At 34.3% G+C, this 13456-nt stretch carries 9 protein-coding genes; 8 read left to right on the forward strand and 1 reads right to left on the reverse strand.

Annotated features, from left to right (window positions below; genetic code table 11):
* The 6 genes from DFQ07_RS12945 to DFQ07_RS12970 all read left to right on the forward strand — a co-directional run.
* Positions 1-3252: DUF6443 domain-containing protein (locus DFQ07_RS12945; RefSeq protein WP_243743991.1), on the forward strand; the 3252-nt coding region annotated here is incomplete at its 5' end.
* Between the two features lies 1 nt (position 3253).
* Complete coding sequence (locus DFQ07_RS12950) at positions 3254-3601, forward strand: hypothetical protein (protein WP_133537555.1); 348 nt, start codon at positions 3254-3256, stop codon at positions 3599-3601.
* Positions 3602-3806: 205 nt separating this feature from the next.
* Entirely contained in the window at positions 3807-4829 is a 1023-nt protein-coding gene (gene ruvB, locus DFQ07_RS12955) for a Holliday junction branch migration DNA helicase RuvB (protein ID WP_133537557.1), read from the forward strand.
* 3 nt (positions 4830-4832) lie between these two features.
* Positions 4833-6563: a SulP family inorganic anion transporter gene (locus DFQ07_RS12960; protein ID WP_133537559.1), complete on the forward strand. Its 1731-nt coding sequence runs from the start codon at positions 4833-4835 to the stop codon at positions 6561-6563.
* Positions 6564-6572: 9 nt separating this feature from the next.
* The gene (locus DFQ07_RS12965) at positions 6573-7982 is read left to right on the forward strand and encodes an MBL fold metallo-hydrolase (protein ID WP_133537561.1); all 1410 of its coding nucleotides are present in this window, start codon (positions 6573-6575) and stop codon (positions 7980-7982) included.
* Between the two features lie 5 nt (positions 7983-7987).
* The gene (locus tag DFQ07_RS12970; RefSeq protein ID WP_133537563.1) at positions 7988-8368 is read left to right on the forward strand and encodes a rhodanese-like domain-containing protein; all 381 of its coding nucleotides are present in this window, start codon (positions 7988-7990) and stop codon (positions 8366-8368) included.
* 61 nt (positions 8369-8429) lie between these two features.
* Here the strand turns inward: DFQ07_RS12970 and DFQ07_RS12975 are convergent, their stop codons facing one another.
* Positions 8430-10793, reverse strand: a complete 2364-nt coding sequence (locus DFQ07_RS12975; protein WP_208107703.1) for a TonB-dependent receptor — start codon at positions 10791-10793, stop codon at positions 8430-8432.
* 500 nt (positions 10794-11293) lie between these two features.
* Between DFQ07_RS12975 and DFQ07_RS12980 the strand changes: the two genes are divergently transcribed.
* Together DFQ07_RS12980 and accC are read left to right on the forward strand one after the other, a co-directional pair.
* Positions 11294-11779 carry a biotin/lipoyl-containing protein gene (locus tag DFQ07_RS12980; RefSeq protein WP_133537565.1) on the forward strand — a complete coding sequence of 162 codons (486 nt, stop codon included), beginning with the start codon at positions 11294-11296 and terminating at the stop codon, positions 11777-11779.
* Between the two features lies 1 nt (position 11780).
* A complete protein-coding gene (gene accC, locus DFQ07_RS12985) occupies positions 11781-13217 on the forward strand; it encodes an acetyl-CoA carboxylase biotin carboxylase subunit (protein ID WP_133537567.1) in 1437 nt (478 codons plus the stop codon).
* Positions 13218-13456 lie beyond the last annotated feature (239 nt).

Genomic DNA, 13456 nt, shown 5'->3' on the forward strand with positions numbered 1-13456 from the left:
TACGATGCTTTTGGAAGGCAAACCAAAGAATACTTGCCTTATGCTGTTGAAAGTGGTAATGGAGCAATTATAACGGGCGATGTAGCTACAGCAACTCAAAGCTATTATCAAGTAAAACACAGTGATGATTTTGCAGGAGTGAGTTTACCTGATATCAATGCCTATTCAGAAAAAGAGTTTGATGGTTCACCTTTGAATAGAGTGCTAAAGCAAGCAGCCCCAGGAAAAGACTGGAAATTAGGAGGTGGACATGAGATAAAGTTTGACTATCAAACGAATATCTTAGGAGAAGTAAAAAACTACTATGTTACTACTTCTTTCGCTGATAACACTTATACTCCTACTCTAGAGCTTAGTACTGTAAATAATGGAAATTACGTAGCAGGAGAGTTGTATAAAACAGTTACTAAGGATGAGAATCATAATGGTAGCTCAAGTAAATTGCACACAACAGAAGAGTTTAAGAGCAAACAAGGACAAGTACTATTAAAACGAACATATGCTTTAGTATCAGGTGTTGAAACAGCTCACGATACCTACTATGTATATGACGATTTTGGAAACTTAACCTATGTTTTACCTCCAAAATCTGAGCCACATTCAGCAAAACCAGATGCAACAGAATTATCAGAATTGTGTTATCAATATAAATACGACTATCGTAATCGCTTGGTAGAAAAGAAAATACCTGGCAAAGGATGGGAATATATTATCTATGATAAATTAGACAGACCTGTACTTACACAAGATGCTAATTTAGAAGCTTCAGATGATTGGATGTTTACTAAGTATGATGCATTTGGTAGAGTAGTTTATAGTGGGAAATATCACAATGGAAGAACTCGATTAACCATGTATCCATTATTAGGAGGAATGACTTCCACTCAAATAAGTGAAAACACTACTACAAGTTATAAGACAATTAATGGAGTAAAAGTTTATTATGAGCATAATACATATCCACAGGAAAATAGCTTAAACGTAAATATTTACACAATAAACTACTACGATACATATATTGATTTACCACTAGGTTTAAACCCTACAGTTACCACCAGTTATGGGGTAACCTCTACAACGCGAACCAAAGGATTAGCAACTGTAACCAAAACTAGAGTTTTAGAGACTAACAACTGGATAACTACCGTTACCTATTACGATGAAAAAGCACGACCAATTTATGTGTATTCTAAAAATGACGAATTAGACACTACTGATATTGTAGAAAGTAATTTAGACTTTTCAGGTAAGGTATTAGAAACCAAAACTACCCATAAAAAGTCAGGAAAGGCAGATGTCGTAATTGTAGATACCTTTAGTTATGACCATGTAGGTAGAATGCTTAAACAAACTCAAAAAATAAATAATCAAGCCCCAAAAACGATTGTAAGCAATGAGTACGATGATTTAGGACAACTAAAAACTAAAAAGGTTGGCGGAAATTTACAAGAAGTAGACTACACCTACAATATCCGTGGTTGGTTAAAGAATATAAACCAAGATGGTAAAAATGACAACGACTTGTTTAACTTTACGATTAAGTACAACGATCCAACCAGTGGTACACCATTATTTAATGGAAACATTAGCCAAACCAGTTGGAATACGTTAAATGTAGATACAAGTTCTAAAACTTATACCTATAGTTACGACGCTTTAAACAGAATTGCTGGAGCATTAAGTAACACAAATGGAAATTACAACTTAGGAGGATATGATGTTTCTGGGAATTTAGTAAATCCTATTACCTATGATAAGAATGGAAATATCAAAACGCTTGTAAGAAAAGGACATATAAATGTTGATGCTACAAGTTTTGGAGAAATGGACAATTTGGTGTACTCGTATGATAGTGGAAACAAGCTTACAAAGGTCTTAGACAACGGTAACGATACTTATGGTTTTAAAGACGGTGCGAATATCACTACAGAATATACCTACGATGCCAACGGGAATATGCTTGCCGATGCTAACAAAGGAATCACTTCCATTACCTACAACCATTTAAATTTACCAGTAAGTGTAACTTTAGCAGGAGGTCTTATAGGTTATACCTACGATGCAGCTGGGAATAAGTTAAGAAAATTAACTAATACTACTACCACCGATTATGCAGGGAATTTTATTTATGAAAATGGCGAGTTACAATTCTTTAACCACCCAGAAGGGTATATAAAGAATGATAATGGTACTTTTAACTATGTATACCAATACAAAGATCATTTAGGAAATGTTAGGTTAAGTTATGCAGATGCTAATAATGATGGTGTTATTACAGCAAGTACAGAAATTATTGAAGAATCTAATTACTATCCTTTTGGTTTAAAACATAAAGGGTATAATAACGTGACTTCTTCTATTGGAAATAGTGTTGCGCAGAAATGGAATTATTTAGGTCAAGAAAGTAACGAAGAATTAGGTTTAAATTGGTTAACTTTCAGATATAGAAATTATATGCCAGATTTGGGAAGATTCTTCGGAGTTGACCCAGTTAGTGAGGAATATATGTCTATTTCTAATTTTCAGTTTGCACACAATAGTCCTATTTGGAAAATTGAATTGGAAGGTTTGGAAGGAGCTACAACAAATAAAAAAGGAAAAGGAGATGCTGTTAATCACGAACCTGTAAAGGTTGTTAATGCAAGTAGAAGAACTGACCCAAATTTAGGTTTTGTTGGTCCAGGAGGAATTGGCACAATGTATGTAGTTCAAGAAACTACAAAAGAAGTTGTTAAGGAGGTAGCAAAAAAACCAAGTATAGTTAGTAAGTTAGCTGCAATAGGAACTAAGGCATTAGGAACTATAGCGGCAATTTTAAGTCCTAGTAGTACTAATGGAGGGGAGAAACAATGGCAGAAGGAGAACTTGAAAAAAATGTTCCCAGATATCAAGGTTGATGAAAAAATCCAAGTATCAAAACCAAATGAAGAGAAAGTACAAGGAGATGATGACTCGAGTCCTGTTCTCAGGTTTGAGCGTAATGAGAAACATGGCAAGAAAAAAAGAGGAAATGCTAGTGCAGAGCCAACAAACCCTCAAAGTGTTTTAGATGCTTCTCTAGAGTTACCTGGAAATACTACTAGAAGAGTTGGAGTCGACCCATCTACAGGTGAGTTTGTAGTTTTTGATGAACATTCTAAAGGAAAGTTTCATGGTCATGTAAGAAACTGGTCTGAACTAAGTCAATCAATGCAATCAACATTAAGAAAAGCAGGTTTAGTAAATAAAAAAGGTAAAATAATTAGAGAGTAACATGAAATATGAATCCTATAACTTTCAAAGTAAAGAAGAAGTAAACGAACTATTATCTTCTAATAATAATGATGAAATAATTTCAGCTCTAGTAGGAGCTATTAATGGTATAGAAGATAGAGTTTTTTTAGAAGATATTTGTTGCCGTTTTGTAAATCATGAAGATTTCTGGGTTTCAAAAACAGCAATATCTTCTTTAGGAGATATAGCGAGAATATATAAGTTTATTGATTTAGAAAAAATTATTCCTATTCTTCAAAAAAATAAGAGAGAAAATTTAAAACCAGTTATAGATGAAGTTATCAGTGATATTAAAATTTTCACTAAGGGTAATAGTTATGAATGTTAAAAAGAATGCACCAAATGCTACTGTAGAAGAGATTTTTTAGTAGTGAAGTAACATACTTAAAACAAGCAAGAAGATGGACATAGGTTCATCTTTTTGTTTTACGAGTTATTTCAACTCTTCATAATATGTATCTTAGCTATTTAAAATTGGCTAAGTAACAATTATTACATAACAAGCGTTTTATTTCAAGTATATTTGCAATAGTATGAATGAAAACTTAAATCCTGAGAACACCCATTATTCAAATGAAGAACTAGATGTAGAAAAAAAGCTACGTCCGCTCTCGTTTGAAGATTTTACAGGTCAAGATCAGGCAATAGACAATTTAAAAGTTTTTGTAGAGGCAGCGAATCAACGAGATGAAGCATTAGACCATACCTTGTTTCATGGGCCTCCAGGATTAGGGAAAACAACGTTGGCTCATATTTTAGCCAATGAGCTAAGAGTTGGAATAAAAGTAACCTCAGGACCTGTATTAGACAAACCAGGAGATTTAGCAGGCTTACTAACCAATTTAGATGAACGTGATGTATTGTTTATTGATGAAATCCATCGATTAAGTCCGATAGTTGAGGAATATCTGTATTCGGCTATGGAGGATTATAAAATCGATATTATGATTGAATCCGGTCCCAATGCACGTACAGTTCAAATAAACTTAGAACCCTTTACATTGATAGGGGCAACGACGCGTTCAGGTTTGTTAACAGCGCCTATGCGTGCACGTTTTGGTATCAGTAGCCGATTACATTATTATTCAACAGAACTGTTAACGACCATCGTACAACGAAGCGCTTATATTTTAAAAGTACCTATTTCTATGGAAGCAGCTATAGAAATTGCAGGAAGAAGTAGAGGTACTCCTCGTATAGCCAATGCATTGTTACGAAGAGTACGTGATTTTGCACAAATAAAAGGAGATGGTACGATTACCATTGAAATAGCCAGATATGCGTTGAAAGCCTTAAATGTAGATGCTCATGGTTTAGATGAAATGGATAATAAAATCTTAGTTACCATTATTGATAAATTTAAAGGAGGTCCGGTAGGAATTTCCACTTTAGCAACGGCCGTAGCAGAAAATGCAGAGACCATAGAAGAAGTGTATGAACCTTTTTTAATACAACAAGGGTTTATTATGCGTACACCAAGAGGTAGAGAAGTAACCGATTTGGCGTATAAACATTTAGGAAGAATAAAAGGAACCACACAAGGAGAGCTTTTTTAAAAAATGAAGCTATTAAAGAAACTCATACCAATATTAGAATGGTTGCCCAACTATAAAAAATCGCAATTAAGAGGTGATATTGTAGCGGGTATAACCGTAGCAATAGTACTGATACCCCAAGGTATAGCCTATGCGTTAATTGCTGGTTTACCACCAATTTATGGGTTGTATGCAGCATTAATGCCTCAAATTATGTATGCAATTTTCGGTACATCACGACAAGTGGCTATTGGGCCTGTTGCCATGGACTCTCTTATTGTAGCTACAGGAGTTTCTACATTAGCATTAATTGGGTCAGAAAGTTATATAGCGATTGCTATATTTTTGGCTTTGGTCGTAGGAACCATACAGTTTTTAATGGGGATTTTCCGTTTAGGTTTTATAGTTAATTTCTTATCAAGACCCGTAATTACAGGGTTTACATCAGCAGTAGCATTAATAATAGGGTTGAATCAATTTAGAAATTTATTTGGTGTAGAGTTTTTACAAAGTGACCAAATTCATATTCTATTAGAAGATATTTTTGAAAGAATAAAGTATTTAAAAGTCAATACAACAATTATAGGGTTACTTGCTTGTGTTGTTATTATAATTTTTAGGAAAATTAATAGAAAGATTCCAAATGCATTAATAGTAGTTGCGTTAGGAATTATTACAATTCGTTTTTTTGGAAGCCATTTCCCGGATGTAGAAATCGTTAAAAATATACCTTCAGGTCTACCAAAATTTTCAATGCCAGTTATTGATATAGCTTTAATAAGAGAATTAATGCCTATTGCAGCGACGTTGGTAATGGTAGGATATTTAGAAACTATTTCTATAGGAAAAACCTTAGAAGCAAAACAAGATGAATATAGAGTAAGACCAAATCAAGAGTTAGTCGCTTTAGGGTTGAGTAATATTGCAGGTTCTTTATTTCAAGCCTACCCATCTGCGTCAAGTTTTTCACGTTCAGCAATTAATCAAGAGTCGGGAGGAACAACCGGAGTTTCAGCGGTGGTTTCAGCAATCTTGGTAGTTTTAACATTGCTTTTTTTAACACCAGTTTTTTACCACCTACCCAAAACCATTTTATCTGCAATAATTATAGTTGCAGTTTTTAACCTAATAAATATTCAAGAAGCTAGAAGATTGTGGAAAGCAAATAATTTAGACTTTTGGCTATTGTTAGCTACTTTTTTAGCGACTATTATTTTCGGAATAGAGTACGGAATTTTAATAGGGGTAGGTTTATCGTTGATCGTTTTAATTTTTAGAACATCAAGACCGTATGTTACTGAACTAGGAAAAGTACCTAACTCTGATTTTTATCGTAATAAAAATAGGTTTAAAGAAGTTATTATAGACGATGAAATTTTAGTGTTCCGTTTTGACGCGCAGTTGTTTTATGCCAATTCCAATTATTTTCGTGATAAACTAGATGAAATGGCAGAAGAAAAAGGAAAGGCATTAAAATTAATCGTATTAGATGCAGAAAGCATCAATAGGGTAGATAGTACAGGAATAGAAATATTAAAAGAACGCATTCGTTATTACAACAAACATAAGGTAGAGTTTTATTTTGCAGGAGTTAAAGGCCCTGTAAGAGATGCGTTTTTTAGAGGAGGTTTATTAGAAGTAGTAAGCTTAGATCACTTTTTTATGCGTGCCAATGGCGCCGTAAATTTTTTTAAAACAGGAGATAATCAAAATCAAAAGAAGTACGCACAATATATACATCAGGCGTATAAATAATTTAATATTATGAAGATAGAGCAAATTTATACAGGTTGTTTAGCACAAGGAGCATATTATATAGAAAGTAACGGAGAAGTAGCTATTATTGATCCATTACGTGAGGTAACCCCATATATAGATAGAGCTGAAAAGGATGGTGCTAAAATCAAATATATTTTTGAAACTCACTTTCATGCTGATTTTGTTAGTGGTCATGTTACCCTTGCAGAAAAAACAGGAGCAACAATTGTATATGGACCAACAGCTAAAACTAATTATGAGGCACATATAGCTACAGATGGAGAAGTATTTAAGTTAGGCGAGATAACTATAACCGTTATACATACTCCAGGACATACAATGGAGAGTGCTTCATTTTTATTAAAAGATGCAAATGGAAAAGACCACGCTATTTTTAGTGGAGATACGTTGTTTTTAGGAGACGTTGGTCGTCCTGATTTAGCACAAAAGGCAACAAACCTAACGCAAGAAGAGTTAGCAGGATTGTTATATGAAAGTTTGCGTACTAAGATTATGACTTTGGCTGATGATGTGATTGTATATCCAGCGCACGGAGCAGGATCGGCTTGTGGTAAGAACTTGAGTAAAGAAACTGTAGGTACAATAGGAGGTCAAAAGAAAACCAATTATGCACTCCGTGCAGATATGACTAAAGAAGAGTTTATCAAAGAAGTTACTGAGGGGTTATTACCACCACCTGAATATTTCCCTTTAAATGTAAAAATGAACAAGGAAGGGTATCAATCAATCGATGAAGTTATTAAAAGTGGAGCAAAAGCATTATCAGTAGCAGATTTTGAAAAAATCGCAAATGAAACAGATGCGTTAGTGTTAGATGTACGTCATCAATCAGAATTTATTCAAGGGTTTATTCCTAAATCAATTTTTATTGGCTTAGGAGGTACTTTTGCACCATGGGTAGGGGCGTTGATTAAAGATGTAACACAACCTATTTTATTAGTTGCCCCTATAGGAGAAGAAGAAACGACTATTACACGTTTATCTCGTGTAGGTTTTGATAATGTTTTAGGATATTTAGATGGAAGCTTTAATAGTTGGAAAGAAGCAGGAAAAGAAATTGATACGTTACGTTCAGTTTCAGCTGAAGATTTAGCAAAGGCTTTAACAAACAAAGTTCCTGTTTTTGATGTTCGTAGACCAGGAGAATATGCCAGTGAGCATATAATAAATGTACCAAGTACACCGTTAGATTTTTTAAACGAGCATATTGAAGAATTCCCGACCAAAGAAGATTTTTATGTGCATTGTGCTGGAGGGTATCGTTCGGTAATTGCATCGTCTATTTTAAAAGCAAGAGGTTATCATAATGTTATTGATGTAGCAGGAGGTTATAAAGCAATAAAAGAAACAGATATTCCTAGAACAGATGAAGTGTGCCCTTCAACTTTAAAATAAATAAGATGAAAAAAAGTGTTTTTTTAATAGGACTATTTTTGACTATAGTAATATCATGTAAGCCACAAAATAATGAGGTGAAAGATATTTCTGTTGAAGATTTAAAAGTTGTATTAAAAAATGAAGATAAGGTACAATTGTTAGATGTTCGTACTCCTAAAGAATGGGAGGAAGGTGCTATTGAAAATTCAATTAAAATTGATGTAACCGCAGGTGATTTTGAGAAAATCGCTTTAGAAAAGCTAGATAAAAATCAACCAGTATATATTTATTGTCGTTCTGGAGGTAGAAGTAAAATTGCTTCTGAAATATTGTTAGAAAAAGGATTTCAACCTTATAATATTTTGGGAGGTTATCTAGAATGGATAGAAAAAAACAAAGAATAAGTTTAAACATAAAAAAACCGAGACAATTGTCTCGGTTTTTTCTTTTCTAGCATTTTCCCACTTAAAATTTTAATGTTGCACCGACTAAAAAGTTTCTAGTCGCTTGCGGATAGTATCCTGCACCATCAACAGTAGTTGTTGTTCCTGGGGTAGTCCACGTATCGTCATAAGTGTAATAGTATCCTCTATCTACATATTCCTTATTAAAAATGTTGTTTACCAATCCGGTAAGTACAATCGATTTAAAAATTTTCTTAGTTTTAATTTCGTACACAATGTTTAAATCACTGGTAAAAAAACCTTTTAAAACATCTAAGTCAGATACTTTACTATCTAAATTACTCATAAATTGTTTTCCAACATATTTAGATAAGAAAGCGATTTGTAAATTATCAACTGGTTGATAAACCAAAGCATTTCCAAAAATAATATCAGGAGAAAAAGTAATAGGCGTATCTCCTAAATTTTGTAATTCACCATCAATTTCAGCATGATGGTTTCTATTAATGTTTTTGCTAAAAGCAATATTAGGACGCATAGACACTTGTTCAGATAAGGTAATATCAGCATCAATTTCTAATCCTAAACGATAACTGCTACCACTAGAAGCACGTAAAGGCTCACCAGTATTTGGGTCAATAGCCCCAGTAAGAATTAATTGATTTTGATAATCCATATAATACACGTTAGTGTTTAATCGAACCGTTTTATTAGTCAAACGCCAACCGAATTCATAATCATCTAAGCTTTCGTATTGAGAATTTCCTCCTTCAAAATCATTTCTGTTAGGTTCTCTATTAGCTTTAGCATATGAAGCGTATAAACTGTGTTCATCGTTTATTTTATATGTAAGTCCGAATTTTGGATTGAAGAAGTTATAATCTTTATCAACATCAATAGGAGCTCTATCAGATGTTAGCCCTTTGGTTTGATAGTTTACAAATCTTCCTTGTAAATCAATAAACGCTTTGAATTGATTAGAAAGACTGAATGTAGCTTTTGAAAAAACACTCCAATCTTGTTTTTCTGAAGTACTATCATAATAATGATCGTTAATGTTGGTATTCGGAGCTAAATCACTTCCCCAGATAATTTCTCCGTAATGGTCGTTATTATACGTGCTATACGAACCCCCAGAAATAACTTCTAGTTTGTCATTTTTGTAAGTAGCATTCACATTAGCAACATAAAAATGGTTGTCTAACCACCTTCTAACAATCACATCACTACCATCAACAATTAAGTCATCATAATCAGCAGCATCACTTTCTCCTTTAAATTGTTCGTAATATCCTTTACCACGCGTATAATTTAAACCTATGTTGGTAGACCAGTTTTCAGATAGTTTTTCATTCCAGTGCAACTGGTAGTGATCTTGCCAATAATTATCAGTTTCATTATCGTAGGTATATGGATTTTGACGGCGGTTTTCTGCTAATTCTTCAGGGGTTAATCCATACCAAGCTTGGTAGGTCTTTTCTTTTCCTCCAAAGACTAAGGCTTTAATCAAGGTATTGTCATCAGTATAACTCCCTTGTAAGAAATATGATTTTAAATCGGTAAAGGCTCTGTCAACATATCCATCAGAATAAATGTTAGATAAACGTCCCGCAAACTCAAAATGATCGTTTAATTTTCCAGTAGTAAATTTTACAGTATGCTTTCTTGTTCCGTATGAACCAAAAGTGTTTGAAATTTCTCCACCAGCTTCTTCCGAGGTAGCATCTGTTAGAATGTTTAAACTAGCTCCAAAAGCTCCTGAACCGTTGGTAGAAGTACCTACACCACGTTGTAACTGTAAGCTTTGAGTAGAGGAAGCAAAATCTCCCATATTTACCCAAAAAGTACCTTGACTTTCTGCATCGTTATACGGAATTCCGTTAATCGTAACATTTACACGAGTAGCATCAGAACCACGTACACGAATATAGGTGTACCCAACACCAGCACCAGCATCTGAAGAGGATGTTACCGAAGGTAAATAGTTTAGCAAAACAGGAATGTCTTGCCCTAAATTACGTTTTTCAATCTCCTTTTTGGTGAGGTTAGAATGCGTTACAGGTGCATCTGCTTTTACGCGAACGGCAGAAACTAATACTTCATCTAAAACCGTTTCGTTAGAAATTAATTGAAAGGTAATTTGTTGATTGTTGGTAAGGTCAATTTCTTGCGAGGTAGTTTTAAATCCAACATAAGAAACCTCAATAATATGTGTTCCTTTAGTTAGGTTTAATTTGAATTCACCATTAAAATCGGTAGAAGTTCCTTTGGCTTGATTTCTAACAGCAACGGTAGCACCAACTAATGGCTCTTGGTTTCCATCAATCACTTTACCAGATAAAGTAAGTGTTTGTGCATTCGTTGTTAAAGTTGTAAATACTACAAGTAAAAAAGCTACTATCTTCACTTTCTTTTTAAAAGACATCGGTCTCATTTTATAAAAAACAAAATCGAATAAAAAGAGGTAATTATTCTTTAGTTAAAAATTGAATAATTAAAACGTGTCATTACAAGGAGTTTACGACAAAGTAATTTTTCAGTCTATAAACGAATTTCTCGTAATAATATGCTTCCAAATGGCGACTATCGCCTCCCTAAACAGCATTACCTGTTCTAGGTTCGTTGGGTATGATCTCAGCCTATTTTTAATTATAAGTTATAAATGTTGAATTTTAAGTTAACTAAGAACTACTAATTAAACACTAATAACCTAAAAAGGCACCCCTTTGTGAGAACAAGGCAAAGGTAAAACAGATTTTTAAATTAACGAGGATATTGGGCTATTATGTAAAGCTAATTTTTAATGATTTTGTACCGCATGTCACTAGTCATGGTGTACTAGTAAAAACATCCTGATTAATTTGCGAGTTTCCCCATCCGTTCCATGTAATTTTAATATTTTAGTGCTGAAAATATCAATTGTTTATGAGCAAATCTTTTAAAACGAGCGTTAATAAAACGCATGATTTTGATTTTACTGAAGCGCAGATAAAAGCACTAGACGTAGTTGAAAAATCAAAAAATAATTACCATGTACTTGAGGGTAATGAATCGTATCAAGCTACTATTCTTCAAGCAAATTTCAATAAAAAAACATATACCATTCAAATCAACGGAAATTCGTATGAAGTAAATATTTCTGACGAACTAGATATGTTAATTGACGAGCTAGGTTTAGAGGTTGCAACAGAGAAAAAAGAAAACGATATCAAGGCACCTATGCCTGGGTTAATTGTTTCTGTAGATGTTGAAGTTGGTCAAGAAGTAAAAGAAGGAGACGGAATTTTAGTGTTAGAAGCCATGAAAATGGAGAATACTTTGCAAGCACCTAGAGACGGAATGGTGAAATCAGTAGCAGTACAAACTGGAGACAAAGTAGAAAAGAACACAGTTTTAATAGAAATGGAGTAATATGAAGAAGATATTAATAGCCAATAGGGGAGAAATTGCATTGCGTGTAATGCGTACCGCGAAAAAAATGGGAATTAAAACCGTAGCTGTTTTTTCAGAAGCAGATAGAAACTCACCACACGTAACCTTTGCGGATGAAGCGGTATGTATAGGACCAGCACCTTCGAATCAATCCTATTTATTGGGAGATAAAATTATTGAAGTAGCCAAGGAGTTGGATGTTGACGGAATTCATCCTGGATACGGATTTTTAAGTGAAAACGCTGAGTTTGGTGAAGCTGTAGCTAAGGCAGGAATTGTATTTATAGGACCAAAAACACATGCCATCAAGGTGATGGGAAGTAAGCTGGCAGCAAAAGATGCTGTAAAAGCCTATAACATTCCGATGGTTCCTGGTATTGATGAAGCAGTAACCGATGTAGAGTATGCTATAAAAGTAGCGAAGGAGATAGGGTATCCAATCCTAATCAAAGCATCGGCAGGTGGTGGAGGAAAAGGGATGCGTGTCGTAGAAAAAGAAGCAGATATTAAAGAACAAATGCAGCGTGCTATTTCGGAGGCGGAATCGGCTTTTGGTGATGGATCAGTATTTATTGAAAAATATGTGGGCTCACCACGCCATATTGAAATTCAGGTATTGGCAGATGCTCACGGTAATGTGGTGCATTTATTTGAGCGTGAATGTTCGGTACAACGTCGTCATCAAAAAGTGGTAGAAGAAGCGCCATCAAGTGTGTTAACTCCAGAGATTCGTGAAAAAATGGGGGAAGCTGCGGTGAGAGTAGCGAAAGCCTGTGATTATTTAGGAGCGGGAACCGTAGAATTCTTACTAGATGAAAACAAGAATTTCTATTTTTTAGAAATGAATACGCGTTTGCAAGTTGAGCATCCAGTTACCGAAATGATTACGGGAGTAGACTTGGTAGAGCAGCAAATAAAAATAGCGAGAGGTGAGGAGTTATCATTCACTCAAGAAGATTTGCAAATTAACGGACATGCATTAGAATTACGTGTGTATGCTGAAGATCCGTTAGACAATTTTGCGCCGAGTATTGGTGTGTTGGAAGTGTATCAACATCCAAAAGGAGAAAACATTCGTGTAGATGATGGTTTTGAAGAAGGAATGGAAATTCCTATTTATTACGATCCGATGATTTCTAAACTGATTACGTATGGAAATACGCGTGAAGAAGCCATTGAATTGATGAAGCAAGCCATTAGCGGATATAAAGTGAAGGGAATTGAAACAACCTTACCTTTTGGAAAGTTTGTATGTGAGCACGAAGCCTTTATTTCAGGAAATTTTGACACACATTTTGTAAAGAAATACTATACCCCTGAATTGTTAGAAGCGGGCTTTAAAGCAGAAGCAAAAATTGCAGCACAAGTTGCGTTACAACAGTATTTGAAAGAGCAACGTATTTTAAAAACCTGTTAATTATAAGAAATGATTTGCGTTAGGGATTAACTCAATAATTTGTATTTTACGTGTTTCGTTGAATGCAAAGCATTTGAAGCGGTATCCTTTTTTGTGTTAGTAAATCCGTCATTACGAGTGAAACCAAGTAATCTCATTAATTTAAGAGATTGCCACAGCAAATAATTAGTTGCTTCACAATGACTCACAAAAAAGATATAGTGTAAAGCCCGACCGAAGGGAACGCCCAAAAAAAGAAT

This window comes from Tenacibaculum caenipelagi (assembly GCF_004363005.1).
Classification (GTDB): domain Bacteria; phylum Bacteroidota; class Bacteroidia; order Flavobacteriales; family Flavobacteriaceae; genus Polaribacter; species Polaribacter caenipelagi.

Bases quoted from the DNA above. Each gene is read 5' to 3' on its own strand.
- DFQ07_RS12980 (WP_133537565.1), top strand. From the start codon at position 11,294: ATGAGCAAATCTTTTAAAACGAGCGTTAATAAAACGCATGATTTTGAT.
- ruvB (WP_133537557.1), top strand. From the start codon at position 3,807: ATGAATGAAAACTTAAATCCTGAGAACACCCATTATTCAAATGAAGAA.
- accC (WP_133537567.1), top strand. From the start codon at position 11,781: ATGAAGAAGATATTAATAGCCAATAGGGGAGAAATTGCATTGCGTGTA.
- DFQ07_RS12975 (WP_208107703.1), bottom strand. From the start codon at position 10,793: ATGTCTTTTAAAAAGAAAGTGAAGATAGTAGCTTTTTTACTTGTAGTA.
- DFQ07_RS12965 (WP_133537561.1), top strand. From the start codon at position 6,573: ATGAAGATAGAGCAAATTTATACAGGTTGTTTAGCACAAGGAGCATAT.
- DFQ07_RS12960 (WP_133537559.1), top strand. From the start codon at position 4,833: ATGAAGCTATTAAAGAAACTCATACCAATATTAGAATGGTTGCCCAAC.
- DFQ07_RS12950 (WP_133537555.1), top strand. From the start codon at position 3,254: ATGAAATATGAATCCTATAACTTTCAAAGTAAAGAAGAAGTAAACGAA.
- DFQ07_RS12970 (WP_133537563.1), top strand. From the start codon at position 7,988: ATGAAAAAAAGTGTTTTTTTAATAGGACTATTTTTGACTATAGTAATA.